17 protein-coding genes are annotated in these 14,777 nt (G+C 62.7%); 8 read left to right on the top strand and 9 right to left on the bottom strand.

Annotation, left to right across the window (positions count from 1 at the left end; translation table 11 throughout):
* Nucleotides 1-5: 5 nt before the first annotated feature.
* The gene (locus HMPREF3166_RS07525) at nt 6-389 is read right to left on the bottom strand and encodes a DUF488 domain-containing protein (RefSeq protein ID WP_070488508.1); all 384 of its coding nucleotides are present in this window, start codon (nt 387-389) and stop codon (nt 6-8) included.
* 12 nt (nt 390-401) lie between these two features.
* Nucleotides 402-1,373, bottom strand: a complete 972-nt coding sequence (locus HMPREF3166_RS07530; RefSeq protein WP_049050650.1) for an NAD(P)H-dependent flavin oxidoreductase — start codon at nt 1,371-1,373, stop codon at nt 402-404.
* Nucleotides 1,374-1,493: 120 nt separating this feature from the next.
* Between HMPREF3166_RS07530 and HMPREF3166_RS07535 the strand changes: the two genes are divergently transcribed.
* Nucleotides 1,494-1,847, top strand: coding sequence for a hypothetical protein (locus tag HMPREF3166_RS07535; RefSeq protein WP_035003382.1), 354 nt, complete (start codon nt 1,494-1,496; stop codon nt 1,845-1,847).
* A gap of 22 nt (nt 1,848-1,869) precedes the next feature.
* Here the strand turns inward: HMPREF3166_RS07535 and HMPREF3166_RS07540 are convergent, their stop codons facing one another.
* Nucleotides 1,870-2,427, bottom strand: a complete 558-nt coding sequence (locus tag HMPREF3166_RS07540; RefSeq protein ID WP_035003379.1) for a flavodoxin family protein — start codon at nt 2,425-2,427, stop codon at nt 1,870-1,872.
* A gap of 89 nt (nt 2,428-2,516) precedes the next feature.
* Between HMPREF3166_RS07540 and HMPREF3166_RS07545 the strand changes: the two genes are divergently transcribed.
* Together HMPREF3166_RS07545 and HMPREF3166_RS07550 are read left to right on the top strand one after the other, a co-directional pair.
* The gene (locus HMPREF3166_RS07545) at nt 2,517-3,074 is read left to right on the top strand and encodes a gamma carbonic anhydrase family protein (protein WP_049050652.1); all 558 of its coding nucleotides are present in this window, start codon (nt 2,517-2,519) and stop codon (nt 3,072-3,074) included.
* A gap of 98 nt (nt 3,075-3,172) precedes the next feature.
* A complete protein-coding gene (locus HMPREF3166_RS07550; RefSeq protein WP_246816963.1) occupies nt 3,173-5,536 on the top strand; it encodes an acyltransferase family protein in 2,364 nt (787 codons plus the stop codon).
* A 45-nt stretch (nt 5,537-5,581) separates the two neighbouring features.
* Here HMPREF3166_RS07550 and HMPREF3166_RS07555 read toward each other — a convergent pair whose 3' ends face one another.
* The gene (locus HMPREF3166_RS07555) at nt 5,582-6,400 is read right to left on the bottom strand and encodes an NAD-dependent deacylase (RefSeq protein WP_035003373.1); all 819 of its coding nucleotides are present in this window, start codon (nt 6,398-6,400) and stop codon (nt 5,582-5,584) included.
* A gap of 139 nt (nt 6,401-6,539) precedes the next feature.
* On the opposite strand from HMPREF3166_RS07555, the gene HMPREF3166_RS07560 reads away from it, so the two are divergent.
* Entirely contained in the window at nt 6,540-6,857 is a 318-nt protein-coding gene (locus tag HMPREF3166_RS07560) for a YbjQ family protein (RefSeq protein ID WP_049050656.1), read from the top strand.
* A gap of 61 nt (nt 6,858-6,918) precedes the next feature.
* Here HMPREF3166_RS07560 and HMPREF3166_RS07565 read toward each other — a convergent pair whose 3' ends face one another.
* Nucleotides 6,919-7,710 carry an SDR family oxidoreductase gene (locus HMPREF3166_RS07565; RefSeq protein ID WP_035003369.1) on the bottom strand — a complete coding sequence of 264 codons (792 nt, stop codon included), beginning with the start codon at nt 7,708-7,710 and terminating at the stop codon, nt 6,919-6,921.
* A 145-nt stretch (nt 7,711-7,855) separates the two neighbouring features.
* Between HMPREF3166_RS07565 and HMPREF3166_RS07570 the strand changes: the two genes are divergently transcribed.
* Both HMPREF3166_RS07570 and HMPREF3166_RS07575 read left to right on the top strand, forming a co-directional pair.
* Nucleotides 7,856-8,872: a hypothetical protein gene (locus tag HMPREF3166_RS07570; protein WP_070488510.1), complete on the top strand. Its 1,017-nt coding sequence runs from the start codon at nt 7,856-7,858 to the stop codon at nt 8,870-8,872.
* 208 nt (nt 8,873-9,080) lie between these two features.
* Nucleotides 9,081-10,121 carry a hypothetical protein gene (locus HMPREF3166_RS07575; RefSeq protein ID WP_049050659.1) on the top strand — a complete coding sequence of 347 codons (1,041 nt, stop codon included), beginning with the start codon at nt 9,081-9,083 and terminating at the stop codon, nt 10,119-10,121.
* 31 nt (nt 10,122-10,152) lie between these two features.
* Here HMPREF3166_RS07575 and HMPREF3166_RS07580 read toward each other — a convergent pair whose 3' ends face one another.
* Together HMPREF3166_RS07580 and HMPREF3166_RS07585 are read right to left on the bottom strand one after the other, a co-directional pair.
* Nucleotides 10,153-10,569, bottom strand: a complete 417-nt coding sequence (locus HMPREF3166_RS07580) for a hypothetical protein (protein ID WP_049050660.1) — start codon at nt 10,567-10,569, stop codon at nt 10,153-10,155.
* Nucleotides 10,570-10,581: 12 nt separating this feature from the next.
* Nucleotides 10,582-11,745 carry a cystathionine gamma-synthase gene (locus HMPREF3166_RS07585; protein ID WP_070488511.1) on the bottom strand — a complete coding sequence of 388 codons (1,164 nt, stop codon included), beginning with the start codon at nt 11,743-11,745 and terminating at the stop codon, nt 10,582-10,584.
* 158 nt (nt 11,746-11,903) lie between these two features.
* Here HMPREF3166_RS07585 and HMPREF3166_RS07590 point away from each other — a divergent pair, with 158 nt between their 5' ends.
* Nucleotides 11,904-12,545, top strand: coding sequence for a DNA-3-methyladenine glycosylase (locus tag HMPREF3166_RS07590; RefSeq protein ID WP_070488513.1), 642 nt, complete (start codon nt 11,904-11,906; stop codon nt 12,543-12,545).
* A 7-nt stretch (nt 12,546-12,552) separates the two neighbouring features.
* On the opposite strand, the gene HMPREF3166_RS07595 is transcribed toward HMPREF3166_RS07590, so the two are convergent.
* Nucleotides 12,553-13,353 carry an HNH endonuclease family protein gene (locus HMPREF3166_RS07595; RefSeq protein WP_070488514.1) on the bottom strand — a complete coding sequence of 267 codons (801 nt, stop codon included), beginning with the start codon at nt 13,351-13,353 and terminating at the stop codon, nt 12,553-12,555.
* 159 nt (nt 13,354-13,512) lie between these two features.
* On the opposite strand from HMPREF3166_RS07595, the gene HMPREF3166_RS07600 reads away from it, so the two are divergent.
* The gene (locus HMPREF3166_RS07600) at nt 13,513-14,280 is read left to right on the top strand and encodes a PaaI family thioesterase (protein ID WP_034986284.1); all 768 of its coding nucleotides are present in this window, start codon (nt 13,513-13,515) and stop codon (nt 14,278-14,280) included.
* A gap of 1 nt (nt 14,281) precedes the next feature.
* Here HMPREF3166_RS07600 and HMPREF3166_RS07605 read toward each other — a convergent pair whose 3' ends face one another.
* Complete coding sequence (locus tag HMPREF3166_RS07605) at nt 14,282-14,632, bottom strand: transglycosylase family protein (RefSeq protein ID WP_070488516.1); 351 nt, start codon at nt 14,630-14,632, stop codon at nt 14,282-14,284.
* Nucleotides 14,633-14,777 lie beyond the last annotated feature (145 nt).

Below are 14,777 nucleotides of genomic sequence, written 5' to 3' on the forward strand. Positions count from 1 at the left end.
GCGCCTTAGCTTTCCAGCTGGGGTGCCAGCCAATCTCGGAGCACAACCGCATGGTTGTGCTCTTTTTCTTTCGCGGCATACAGCAGCAGGAGCTCCGGAGCGCCTTCCTCAGTCGCCCGCTCCTGGTAGTCGCGCAATTCGGTCAGGGCATCGTCCAGTTCCCCTGCGGCTTTCCGTTCCTCCAGCTCCGCCACGTACTTCTCGCGGAACTCGGCAAAGCTCAAACCATTGTGGAACTCTCGGCGCAGGTCGCTGCTGGGCGTTAGTTCTTTCGGCCAGCCGGCCAAATCTAGGCTTTCTTTCTTGACGCCCCTAGGCCACAACCGGTCCACTAAATACAGACCTTGGCGCTGTCGGTCGCGCCAGTCGTACACGCGGTCGATGTCCATGCGGTTTCCTCCTTAGGAGAAACGCCCGAGGCAGTGCAGCGCTTCGTCGTACATACCCTGCACGACCTCACCGGCGGGCACCTCTGCCCGTAGCAGCTCCACGCCCTGCCCCGCGTGCAGCTTCAACTCGTCGGCAAAGTCCCCGCCCTCGGCGCGGGCCGCGATCAGTTCCTCGTCGGTGACCTCCCCCGCTTCGGACAGCGGGCGGTAAACGTCCACGAATGCATTGCGCACGGTGCGGGTGGGCCACTGCTCCGTATCCCACTTTTGCTTTTCGGCGCGGTCGTAGATGTCGGTCAGCACGGTCCGGCTGGCCGTGGCCTTGATCGCGGCCTGTCGCAGCTCGGGCGCCCCGGCGGCTTCCGGGGAGGCCAGCAGTGCGGTGCCAACCCATGCTGCGTCGGCGCCTGCCACCAACACGGAGGCCACGCCCCTGCCGGTGGCGATGCCACCCGCGGCGGCGATCGGCACGCCCGGCGCGTTGACCTGCATGTATTCCATCACGATCTGCAGCAGCGGCAGCGTTCCGATGTGTCCGGTGTGCCCGCCGGCGTCCGTTCCCTGCACACACACGGCGTCCACACCCGCGACCAATGCCTGACGCAACTGCGCCATGGTGTTGATGGGAGCCACGACAGAGATCCCGGCCTCGTGAGCGCGGTCTACGTAGGGCTTGGGGTCGCCGAAGCCCAGGCTCACTACCTTCGGCTTGGCCTCTAGCACTGCATCGAACTGGGCCGGGTTGTCTTCCAGCGCCCACACCATCAGGCCGATTCCGTAGGGTCCAGCCTCTGCGGTGATGCGTGCGTTCTCCAGGATCCATTCGGGCTTGGTTCCCGCGCCGGCGCCGAACATTCCCAATCCACCGGCGCGGCTGACTGCGGCTGCCAGGTGGCCGTCGGAGCGCCCCGCCATCGGTGCGCCGATGATGGGCTTATCGATTCCCCATAGTCTGGTTAACCGGGTATCGATGCGTTCAACCATGGAACACATGCCTCCTCATGGTCTCGGATGGGCAGAAAGCTTTGGTCTGGTTGCCACCCTAGTCCTACTTCTAATTCATTTGCGAAACTACTCCCCTTTCACCAGCGTAGAGTTGGAGTCATGTCGAAGAAGAATCAGCTGAACAAGCTCAAGCCCACCGCCTCCCTGAAGCCCGCTAAGGAAGTCAACACCGCATCCGTCGTCATCGCTGGCCTGGTCGGCGGCTGGCTGACTGCCCGCGAGACCGGTATTCGCCCTCTCGGTGGCGTGATTCTGGCCGCTGCAGGTGGCTACGCTGCCCGCTCTTGGAACGCTAAGGCTGGCGCGGGTGTTGCCACGGGCCTGACCGCCGGATACCTTGCCGCGTTTGGCCTTTCCCACCCGCTAGCCAAGAAGATCGGCGCCTGGCCTGCCGTTCTGACCGTCACCACCGCCGCCGCAGGCGCTGCGTGCGTCCTGTCCGACCTGCGCTAACAAGCTCTTTCCTTAGGGCTCTTTAGATTATTGACGCCACAGCCTGGCCCACCACAGCCTGAGCCATAGCCTCTAGCTCCGCCAGGTGGGGCTCAATATCTCCCGTGAACTCGACGGGTTCAGCCACCGTTTCCCATTCCAGCCCCGTGAGGATGGAGCGCATGGCTTTCTCCGCACCCGTCGTATCGTAGCCACCCCGGATCCACCAGCTGGTCGGGGTGGCTTTCTTCTCTTCGAGGACGGGCACGTAGACCGTGTCGAAGTAGTGCTTCAGGGCTCCGGAGATGTATCCGAAGTTGGCGGTGGTGCCCAGGATCACGGCGTCCGCTCCGCGGAGCTCCTCCACATCCGGCTCCAGGGCCTGGCGTTCCAGCACCTGCACGGCGGGCTGGCCTGCACCCTCGCCTGGCTCCCTGCCTGGCTCTCCACCTGTGGCCGGACTCAGCTCGGCGTTCACTTCCTCCGCGGCGGCGCGTGCTGCCGCGAGTACAGTGTCGGCGAGTTTCTGCGCCTTCTCGGTCGGGCTGTGGTGGACGACGAGGATCGTTACTGGTTTTTCACTGGTGACGTTCTCGCTCATGGTGTCAACGCTACCGATCCTGCAGGGTTAGGTGGGGTATTCCAGGCAATGGGAAGCGTGGGCGTCCAAAAATAGTTAGGGTGGTAAACATGAATGCAGCACCGATTATCCTTCCGTATCAGGGCAAGACGCCGAGGATCCACCGCAGCGCGATGATCTCCCCGGGCGTGACGATCATTGGGGATGTGGAAATCGGGGCGGATTCCTCCGTGTTCTACGGGTGCGTGCTGCGCGGTGACGTGGGCGCAATCCGCATCGGCGAGCGGACGAATGTGCAAGACAACTCCGTGATGCACGTGGAGCGCGGCCAGGAATGCGTGCTGGAGGACGATGTGACCATCGGCCACCAGGCGCTGGTTCACTCCTCTCATGTGGGGGCGGGAACACTGATTGGCATGCAATCGGCACTGCTATCGGATTCCACTATTGGAGGCGGCAGCCTCGTCGCCGCAGGCGCGGTGGTGCTGGAAGGGCAGCAGATTCCGGCGGGATTCCTGGCCGCTGGCCTTCCCGCGAAGGTGCGCCGCGAGCTGACGGAGGAAGAGCGCCAGGGCTTCATCGCCCACGCGGCGCGCTATGTAGAAACTGCCCGTAACCAGGCCAGTACTGCAGAAGCGCTGTCTTTGGAGGATGTGTACTTCGAGTAACCCCCGCCGCGCCTGGCGTGATCGCCGTCGCAGCTTTGAGCATTCTCGGGTGAGTCGTTTCGATATTTTTCCCCCTGGTCAATAGACTTATCCGAGTTATGGCACAGGGAAATTCTTCGGCGGACGATAGCGCAGCCAAGAAGGCAGAGCAGTCGAACGCCACAAAGGTAAAACAACCAGCTAAGTCCGGCGCACGTTCCAGCACGATGCGCTACGACATCGAAGGCCTGCGCGGTCTGGCCATCGGCCTGGTCGTGATCTTCCACGTCTTCGTCGGCAAAGTCAGCTCCGGCGTGGACGTGTTCTTGCTGCTCGGCGGCATCTTCTTCTTCGGCAGCCAGCTGCGCAACGCGCAGAACCCGAAGGGGCTTACCTTCATTCAGTCGCTGATCCGCATCATCCGGCGACTATTCCCGCTGCTGGCAGTGGTGGTCGCCAGTGTATTGGCGGCTTCGCTACTTCTAATGAATCGCCTGGTGCACGTACAGATGGCAAAGGATGCAGTGGCTTCCCTGGGCTACTACATCAACTGGCAGCTGGCGTACTCCGGCCGCGAATACACCTCTGTGCGCACCACCGTCAGCCCCTTCCAACACCTGTGGTCCATGTCGGCGCAGCTGCAGATTTACGTAGCATCCCTGGTGGTCGTTACTCTGCTTGCCCTAATCTTCCGGAAGTACGCACGCCCGGCTCTGCTGGTTGTGCTGACCGCCGCAACGGTGCTTTCTTTCGCCTACGCCACGTACTTCCACTTTGAAGACCAGACCATCAACTACTACTCCACGCTGAGCCGCTTCTGGGAGATCGGTCTGGGTGGCCTGCTGGGCATGCTGTTGCTGCGCCGCGACGCGAACGGCAACCCGGTGCTGCGCCCGCTGGGCCGCTGGACCCGCACCGTGATGGGCATTGTCGGCCTGGGCATGATCATCAGCACCGGCCTCTTCCTGGACGGCGCGGACCAGTTCCCCGGCCCGTGGACGCTGATCCCGCTGGGCGGCGCCCTGCTGGTGGTTCTTTCCGGCCACTCCGGCGAGCCCGTAGGCGTGACTCGCCTGCTGCTGACGCGCCCGTTCCAATTCCTGGGTCGCATCAGCTACGCCCTGTACGTCTGGCACTGGCCGATTCTGGTGCTGTGCGTCTACTACTTCAACGTTCCCAAGGTCAGCCCCGCCCTGGGTGCAGCCGTGATCGCAGCCAGCGTGGTGCTGGCCTGGCTCTCCAACAAGCTGATTGAGCGCCCCCTGCGCCAGGGCAAGAAGCCCGAGCGTAACTGGGTGCTGCTCAGCCCGAAGTACTGGGCAAAGTCCCTTTCCGCCTGGCCGAAGGCTGTCTATGCCGTGCTGATTCTGGTGCTCGCTGGGTCTGTGGTGGCGTCACCAAAGTATCTACAACACCGCGAGGATGTGAACAGCGAACAGCTGTGGGACCTGGCCGCAGATAGATCGATCTACCCCGGCGCGGCGAGCTTCCTGGTGAACGCCCCCGTGCCGGAGAACATGCCGATCGTGCCGCCGCTGGAGGACTTCCACGCCCTGCTGCCGCAGACGCAGCCCGATGGTTGCCAGATCGGTTTCGATAGCGATGCGTTGATCCTGACGAAGAATTTCAACCGTTCCGACGAGGAATGCGCGTATGGCGACGTCAACTCCGATAAGACCATCTATGTGATCGGCGGCTCGCACTCCGAGCACTACATTCCGGCGCTGGACATCGTGGGCCGCAACCGGCACGTGAAGATGATCCCGCTGCTGAAGATGGGCTGCCCGGTGAACGCCAAGATCACGCGCGTCAATGGCGAAGAGTACCCCTCCTGCCTCAGTTGGTCGGAGAAGGTCGTGGACTACATCAAGGAGAATCCGCCGACAGAGGGCATCTTCATGACCGGTACGCGCCCGACCTCGATCGGTGGCGCTGGCCCGGAGCAGGTGCCGCAGGAGTACAAGGACCTGGTGCAGAGCTTCACGGACCAGGGCATCCACAGCTGGCTGATGCGCGATAACCCGTGGCAGACCACCGACAAGGGTGCACCCCGCGACATGCGCGCCTGCGTTGCCGAGATGATGGAAGGCAAGCAGGGCGAGGTTGCAGAGGACGAGGACTTCCCCGGCCTGGCCAACCCCGGCCGCCCGAACTTCGACGAGGTGCTGGCCATCAATGCCGAGTGTGGCCAGAGCGTCTGGGATTCCCTGCTGCCTGTGGATCCTTCCATCGAGGCGTACAAGGGCATGGACGTGACCCTCATGGATCTGACGGCCGCGATCTGCCGCGAGGATTGGTGCCCTTCCATCATCGGCAACATGGCGGTCTACCGCGATGCGCACCACTTCAACAACATCTTCGCGGAGACGCTGGCTCCGGAGATCGAGGCGCAGATGTTCGACCCGAACCACAAGATCCCGCCGATGAACGCCGGCCTGATGCCAAAGCACAACCAGCAGGCGCCGCCTAACCCGCAGGACTAGCGGGCGCTGTAGTAGGTCTCTAGCGGGGCTGACTCAGGGCCGGCACTAGGAGCGCCCCTCCGCCGCCTCCACCAGCAGCGGCGCCCCGTTCGCCGCAGTGGTGCGCAGCGACCATGTGCACATATCCGTTAGGTCCGTGCGCGCGGGCGAGATCTCCACGATGGGCGTGCCGCGTTGGGCTGCGATCGCGGGCAGGCCTGCGGCGGGCCACACCACGCCCGAAGTGCCAATGATCACCACCAGATCCGCCGCCCGCATTGCCTCTTCGGCGGCTTCCCATTCCCGGTGCGGCAACGGCTCACCGAACCACACCACGCCCGGCCGCACCGGGTTCCCGCACAGTGAGCACGTCGGCGGCGTGGCACGTTTCACCTGTTTCTCGGGCAGCTCCGGCATGCGCGCGGGCTTGCCGCAAATGCTGCAGCGGTAGCTAAACAGGCTGCCATGCAGGTGCGCCACGTTCTTGCTGCCACCACGCTCGTGCAGGTCATCGATGTTCTGGGTTGTTACATGTACGGTGACGCCCCCTCGTTCCGCCCACTCACCTATCGCCCGGTGCCCCGCATTTGCCTCTGCGCGGCGGCATAGCACCGCCCGCCACAAGTACCAGGCCAGCATGGGCTCGGGATCCTTCGCCCAGGAGTCCAAGGTGGCCATCGCCTGGGGATCAACATGCGACCAGATGCCTGTCTGCGCGTCGCGAAAGGTATCCAAACCGGAATCGGCGGACATGCCCGCCCCGGTGAATACCTCCACGTACTTGGCGCCGCGCACTGCGGCGACAAGATCCTCCGGCAGGTCCCCCAACTTCAGCGGCTGGAGATCGTTGGAGGTGGACTGCGGGCTGGCGATCACGGTGACCATGCCCCCACCCTAGCCGGAAGGCCAACTGAAGTTTTCACGCGCGCGCAGCCCACGCAGTCCTCTATAGTCAGTTGCATAAGCGCGCCCGCGGCAGACGTGGGCGTCATTAAGAAAGACTCGCAGAAAGGCCAACAACGCCATGATCGTCACTACCACCAACACCGTCGAGGGCCACACCATTGGGCAGTACCTGCGCATCGTCTCGGGCGAGACGGTGGCCGGTATCAACATGTTCAAGGACATCGGCGCGGGCTTCCGCAACATCACCGGTGGCCGCTCCTCCGCATATGAGGGCGAGATCCTGCAGGCTCGCGAGACCGCGCTGAAGGAAATGGTGGATCGCGCGCTGGAGATGGGCGCCCACGGCATCGTCGGCGTGGACGTGGACTACGAGTCCCTGGGTCAGGGCGGCATGGTGATGGTCAGCGCGACCGGCACCGCCGTCACCTTCCAGTAGGAGCTGGTCGCCGGGGTTAACCCGGCGCGACAGACCCGCCGAGCCATCCCGAGCGCCAGGTTTAAACCTGGTCAAGCGGGCGGATCATGATGGACTCTACGTCCATGTGGCGGGGGCGATCCGCGATCCAGCGGATAGCCTCGCCGATGTCCTCTGCCTGCAGGTTTAGCTTGTCCGCGTAAACCTCCTCGGCCCGCTCGGCATCGCCCTTGAAGCGGTTCAGGCTGAAGTCAGTGGCCACCCGGCCCGGGTCGACCTGGCAGACGCGCACGCCCGCCTCGGCGAACTCCATGCGCATCACGTCAGTCAGCGCGGTCTGCCCGAACTTCGCCGCGTTATAACCCGCACCCCCGCGGTAAGCGCCGCGACCGGCGACGGAAACCACGTTAATAACCTGCGGTGCGTCCGCTACCTGCAGCTGATCGAACAGCGCGCGCGTGACCTCCAGGGTGCCCATCACGTTCGCCTCGAACATCCAGCGCCAATCCTCCGGATCGGCTTCCAGCACAGGGTCGAGCCCCCGCGCGCCACCTGCGTTGTTGACCAGCAGGTCTAGCTTGGAGCCCGTCAGCTCGGCGAGCGCTGCGGTGAAGTTATCTATTGACGCCCTATCCGTCACATCCAGCACAAGGGGCGTAGCCTTGCCGCCCTCCTGGGCGATCGTTTGCGCTACCTGCTCTAGCTTTTCTGCACGGCGCGCGGCCAGAACCACATACCAGCCATCCGCGGCCAGCAGCTTAGCGGTGGCTTCGCCGATGCCCGCACTCGCGCCGGTGACGACGGCGACGCGGGAGTTAGTTGGTGGAATGGACGTGGCCTGTGCATTCGTGGACTCTGCATTAGTAGAACTCATGAATTCCAATGTAGCGACCAAGCGCAGGCAGCGGGGTCTATTTAGTTTTGGTTTGAGGCAATCCCTGCAGAACACTGCAATAGAGAAAGCTATGCATTAACCTTTTTCTTTAGCAAAGGTTATGGCGTTACCTTAAGGAATTCTTATGACTAATAATTACGGAGGCGGTTACCCCGGATCCGATAACGGTTCTCAGAACAACCCGGGACAGAATCCGAATCAGCCTCAGAATCCCTTTGGCCAGCAGGGCTACGGCAACCAGCAGTTCCCGGGCGGCCAGAACCAAGGCCAGCCGGGCTACGGTCAGCAGGGTCAGTCTGGTTACGGTCAACAGAACCAGCCAGGCTACGGCGCGCAAGGCTTTGGCCAGCAGCGCCAGCAGGGTTATGGCCAGCAAGGTTTCGGTCAGCAGGGTTATGGCCAGCCGGGGCAAAACCCGTTTAATGCGCAGCCCTATGGCGCGTACGGCCAGCCAGGTAACGCCGGAGGCAACGGTGGCGGCGGCAACGGTGGCAAAATCATCGGCATTATCGTCGCCGCAGTTGTCGTAATCGGCCTGATCGTTGGCGGCTACTTCCTCCTGGGTAAAGATGACGAAGAGAGCACGGATGCCTCCAGCTCCTCGTCGAGCTCCGAAGAGTCTGGCTCGTCGGAAGAGACCAGCGAGGACTCCTCCGAATCCAGCTCGGAATCCTCCACCTCCGAGACCTCGTCCTCCTCCAAGGAGCCCGCGAAGGCCGGCGACATCGGCGGCCCAGATGATTCGATGGACAAGACCTACGCCGACGCGATGCCCAAGAAGATGCAGGAACTGGTTTACGACTGCAAGAACGGCACCTACGAGCTCGCCCGCGATAACAACCGCAAGGTCAAGGGCATGCAGTGCACCGGCGTATGGGACTCCGCCTGGGAGTTCAAGAAGGTGGACTTCGTTAATGATGCGAAGTTCGTACCCACCGAGATCGACTACGTGAAGGAACAGGGCGCTGAGATTTGGTCCGATGACCCGGACAACTTCGCGGGCTACCTCATGGATGACTCCAAGCCGTTCGTATTCATCATGAACAAGTCGAAGGGCATCGCCATGGAAACCAAGATGTACTTCGCAGACGAGTCCACCCTGCAAGAGGTCCTCACCCAGCTGGGCTACGAGAAGCCTTAGCCTCATCACAAGGGGATTTATCCCCCCCCCGTTATTCACCCCTAGCTCAGAAGAAGAATAACGAAACGGAACATCCCGCGGGGGTCGTACCATTTGACCTACCGAGCGCCGCGGGAAGGCGCCCCTCACACAGAGAGGGCGCCATTGTTTCCCAGGCCCCTAAAACCCAGAAAATGACGTTTCCAGAGAGTAAAGGACCTGTCCCCTCATGACGAACAACAATCCATTCGATAACCAGCCCAACCAGGGCGGCAACAACGGGGAGAACAACCCCTTCAACAACGGCTCCAACCCAGGTGACGAGACCACTCAGTGGAGCGCAAACCAGAACCAGCCCCAGGGCGGTCAGCAATACGGCGCACAGCAGCCACAGCCCGGGGGTTATGGCCAGCCCGGCCCGCAAGGCGGTTACGGCCAGCCTGGTGCGAATGGTCAGCCCGGACAGAATCCTTTTAACCAGGGCGGCTACGGCCAACCCGGACAACCCGGACAGCCTGGCCAGAACCCCTTCGCTGGCGGTGCTGCCAGCGCCTATGGTCAAGACCTCAACTCCGGCGGTGGTGGCGGGGGCACCGGCAAGGTTATCGGCATCATCGTCGCCCTCGCTGTCGTCATTGCCCTGGCGGTAGGCGGCTACTTCCTGCTGGCCAAGGATGATGACGGATCCGATTCCGACGAAACCTCGACCTCCCAGACCGAGGGCAACTCCGAAGAGAGCACCGAGGAGACCAGCGAGGAAAGCTCCGAGGAGTCCACTACTTCCGAGACCTCAAGCGCACCGAGCTCCACCGCCGCGCAGAGGGGTGACGTCGGCGGACCGGATGATTCCCTCCCCGCCACTTACAAGGACGCAATGCCGGAGAAGGTCAACGACCTGGTGAACAAGTGCAAGGACGGAACCTTCACTCTGCGCTACTACGACTCCTCCAAGGAGAAGCGCGACATGACCGGCGCAAATTGTAAGGGCGTCCGGGGTTCGGGTTGGGCCTACTGGGACGTGGACTTCATCAACGACAAGGAGTACGTCGAGGTCAAGGAGAAGGAATTCAAGGACGGCGGCGCGACGATCGTGAACGACAAGCCGAACGAATACGCTGGCTACGTTAAGGACAGGGGCAACACGATCGTGTTCATCTTCAACAAGGACAAGGACATCGTTCTAGAGTCCAAGCTCATCGCCCCGAAGCGCGGCGAGGTTAAGCAGGTATTCGACGAGCTTGGCTACTCCGGTGTTGGCGAGGACGCCTAACCCGCGCCAGGCTAGCTAGCGCCTAGCCTCCCTACAGCGGCTGGATCCAGCCCTGCTGAACGGCGTGCTGGTAGCCACCAACCAGTGCCGCGCCCAGGGCAACCGCACCTACGACACCGCCGACCCAGGCCAGAATGCCTGCGATCGGCGGTACATCTTTACCTAGGGAACCTGCGGGATCCGTGCTGCCCAGCGGGAAGGTCTTCAGCAGCCATTCGGCACCCGGGTTCGCGGATTCAATGCTGCCCGCCAGGGAGCCTTCGTTGTTGGCCTTCGGGTTGTTCGGGTTGGAATCTGGGTCGGTGGGCTGGGTGATCGGGGCGGTGCTGGAGCCCTTGCCTTCGGACGGGGCGATAGCCTGCGCCGGGGCGGCTGCGACGGCGCTGATGGTCAGGGCGCTTGCGGTGGCCAGTGCAGTCAGGGACTTGGAAGAAGAAAAGGACTTCATAAGTCCAGTAGTTTAAAGCTGCTCCAGCGCCTGCGCGACATCTGCGAGCAGATCCTCCAGATCCTCAATGCCGATGGAGATGCGCACCAGGTCGCGCGGAACCTCCAGCTGGGAGCCCGCAACCGACTGGTGGGTCATCGTCGCCGGGTGCTCCAGCAGCGATTCCACACCGCCCAGCGACTCCGCCAGGCAGATCAGCTTGGTGGACTGACAGAACTTCAGCGCCGCTTCCTCGGAGTGGAAGCGTACGGAGATCATGCCGCCGAATCCCTTGCCGGTGGACTGGCGCTTGGCCACCTCGTGGCCGGGGTGCTGCGGCAGGCCGGGGTACAGGACGGTGGCGACTTCCTCCCGCTCATCCAGGTATTCCGCGATGGCCTGTGCATTCGAGCAGTGGCGGTCCATGCGCACACCCAGGGTCTTCAAGCCACGGGCATTCAGGTAGGCATCGAAAGGCGAGGCAATCGGGCCCGCACCGCCGAGCAGGAAGTCCAGATCCTCGTCCAGCTGTGCATCGTTGCTGACGATCGCGCCGCCGACCACATCGGAGTGCCCACCGATGTACTTCGTGGTGGAGTGCAGCACCACGTCCGCGCCGTGATCCAGGGGGCGCTGCAGGTAGGGGCTGCAGAAGGTGTTATCCACGATCAGCTGCGGGCGCGTGGGGGCGTCACTACCAAACTCATCGGCGAGCACCTCGGCGATGGCAGCGATGTCGGTCACGGCGAGCAGTGGGTTCGTCGGGGTCTCCAGCCACACCAGCTTCGTCTTCGGGGTCAGCGCCGCACGGACGGCCTCGGGGTCGGTGGTGTCCACCACGGTGAAGTCCACGTTCCAGTCCTTGAAAACGGTGGCGATCAGGCGATACGTTCCGCCGTAAGCGTCGTGCCCCATGATCAGGTGGTCGCCGGGGCGCAGCAGCACGCGCAGCAGGTGGTCGGTGGCGGCCATGCCAGAAGCGTAGACGCGGCCGTGCTCACCACCCTCAAGGGCGGCGATTGTGCGGGCCAGCGAGTCGACGGTCGGGTTCGCCACCCGACCGTACTCGTAGCCTCCGCGCAGCTCGTTCGGCGCATTCTGGGCGAACGTGGTGGAGGCGTAGATCGGCACGTTGATGGAGCCCATGAACTCGTCGGGCTCGTAGCCTGCGTGGATGGCATCTGTGTTGTGGGCCATGGAAACTCCTCTTCGAACTAGTGCTTGGTCGCGCTCGTCGGCGCCGGGTGAACCGATCCGGCGCGCATCGTTTCAACGATTATAGACCAAGCAGTCTAGTTTTCGGCAACAATGGACCAACCTTGGCGGGTTTAGGGCAATAGCACCACAATGGCTACATGGATCGAAGCGCACAGAGAATCGATTTCGCCCAACCCGCCGACGTCGTCGCCCCGCTTTTGTTGGGCGCGGTCTTGCGCCACGGCGGAGTGGCTATTGAGTTGACCGAGGTCGAGGCCTATCTGGGGATTGCAGACGAAGCGTCCCATGCCTTCAACGGCCCGACCCCTCGTTGCGAGGTTATGTTTGGCCCTCCCCAACACCTCTACGTGTATGCCAGTTATGGCATCCACCGTGCCGGCAACCTGGTGTGCAGCCCCGATGGCGAGGCTGGAGGAGTACTGCTGCGCGCAGGAAAAATCATCGAGGGGCTCGAAATTGCCCGTGCCCGGCGCGGATCAAAGCCCGCGGATGAAGCGCTTGCGCGTGGGCCGGGAAACCTGGGCGCAGCACTTGGTTTGAACCTGGACCTTAATGGCTCGGCGGTTGATCAAGTGATTTCTTGCGCAGGCGATACCTCATCCACTGCTGCCCCGTTTACCCTGACCCCACGCACAGCTATCCCAGAGATCACCCGTGGCAAACGCATAGGGATCACCAAGAACGCGGATGCCTTACTCCGCTTCTGGGTGCCCGGCGACCGCAGCGTTTCCAGCCCCCGCGGCCGGCAGCTGGGAAGCCCACTGCGCACACCCTCGTAGTCGGCTGCTAGCAGCGACCAAGCTCGCGCTGGATCGCCTCCTTTTCCGCCTGTGTAACCCACAGTTGATACTCCGCCTTCACTCGCACCTGAATGGAGACATAGGTGCAGCGGAAACCCTTATTCGCCGGTAGCCACGTCGCGGCATCGCCCGCACCTTTCTGCATATTCGCCGGCCCATCAACGGCCAGCAGGTTCATCGGATCGTTGGCGAACTGCTCGCGCCGCTCCGGGGAAAGCTGCTGCGCGCCCTTCTGCCAGGCATCGGCCAAGGCCACTACGTGGTCGATCTGCACCGCCTGGCTGGTCTTCTGCCCACGGACGAAGTGGATGTGCTGGCCGGTATAGGGATCCTGCAGGTCACCACTGAGCACCTTGCAACCCTTCGGCGCCTCCACGTTGGTGAGGTCGCGCGCGAGGATGTCGTTGCGCTGGTCGCAACCGTTGCGGTCGATGTCCTTCCACCGCTGGCCGAACTCATCGCGACTGTAGCCCGTCTTCGGCGCGCGCCCCTTGACCGCCAGCGTCTCCAGCAGGTCCAGCATGTTCTGCTGGTGCAGCGACCGTTCCGGCGCTGCGGGTTGCTCTGGTTCTTGTTCCGGTTCTGGCTGCTCTGGGGGCTCGGATTGTTCTGACTGCTCCGGCACCGTTTCTGTGGTCGGTTCTACCGGTGCTTCCGAGCTTTGTGACGCCGAACTTCCGCCCTCTAGGAACTCCGTACCCTCGGCGCACCCACCAAGTAGCAAACTCACGCCCACTAGCAGCGCCGCTGCACGGGCGGATACACGCCCACTTACCCTCTTGCTCATAACCCAACACGCTAGCAATCGCCCTGGACAGTCCTGGCGAGCATCCACCTTAAGTTTCGAACAAGCGTGCGGGGCGGCGCGGACGTAGGGGCGTCAATAAAAAGAAAATACTTTTATAGCTGCTTACCGCTGGCGGCCTCGCGGTAGCATAAACGCATCATGAAACCTCTAAAAAAGATTTACCGTGCACAAATGAAGGCAGTACCGGCCTTCGCAGACAAGATGATCGAGAAGCCGAACCGCATGCGGCGCATGATGAACCTCTGGCCGCCGCTGCTGTGCTCCGGCATTAAGATGACCCGCGTTTCCGAAGACTGGGCACACGCGCGCATCGTGCTGAACCTGCGTTGGTGGAACGCCAACATGCACGGTGCCGCCTTCGGCGGAACGCTGTTTTCCATGACGGATGTGCTGTTCGGCACCCTGATCGCCCGCCGTCTTGGCACTGAATACGAAGCCTGGACCCGTACCGGCACCTTCCAATTCCTCAAGCCCGGTCGCAGTGGGGCATACATGGACGTGGATCTCACGCCCGAGCTGATCAATTGGATCACCGAAACCGTCGAAGAGGACGGCTACTGCAACGTGCCGTACACCTCCATCATTTACAACAAAGACGGCTCCATCGTGGGCATCGGCCAGCAGGATCTGCACGTCCGCCCGCGCGGTGGAGGCAAGCGCGCCGACCGGCCGAAGCAGGCCCTGCAGCCGCGCGGCCTAGTGCTGGAATCGCTGGCAAACGCCGTGGTCTGGCACTGCTTCAAGGATCAGCCGGAGATCCTGACCGTGCTGATGTCCGAACAGCGCCGCATCCCCGATCCCGAGGATCAGATGCGCCACGTGGTGAAGGTAGCGCTAGAAAAATCCACCAAGTCCCGGGAGGACCTGGTGGCTCTCGATATTCCGGAAAAGTACCTGGACGCTTAAGTTAGCCCAGCACCTTGCCGCAGTTCGGCCAAGCGCCTGCACCCTGCGTGGCCAGGACCTTCTCGGCAATCTCGATCTGCTGCGCCTTCGTGGCCTGGTTAGCGGTCGGGGCGTACTTCGTACCGCCGAAGCCAGACCAGGTCTGGGCGCTAAACTGCAGCCCGCCGTAGTAGCCGTTGCCCGTGTTGATGCTCCAGTTGCCACCGGACTCACACTGTGCAACCTGATCCCAGGCGCTTACCGGTGCGGCCTGTGTGGCCGGGGCTGCCACAGCTGCGGCGGCTGCCGGGGCAGCAACCAGGCCTGCGGCCATGCCGATGCGGGCGAAAGCGGTCTTTACGGACTTATTCATGTAGACGAAAACTCCTTCTGCGAAGCCGGCCGGGTGGCTGGCTTCATATCGATTGTTTGATGTCTACGCGGCCGCGCTTTGCGACTGCACGCTGGCAGTTACGCGAAGTATCGCGCCCCGGGTGCTTGCCGGGCAGCTGCCACTA

The organism is Corynebacterium sp. HMSC08A12, assembly GCF_001807485.1.
Classification (GTDB): Bacteria; Actinomycetota; Actinomycetes; order Mycobacteriales; family Mycobacteriaceae; genus Corynebacterium; species Corynebacterium evansiae.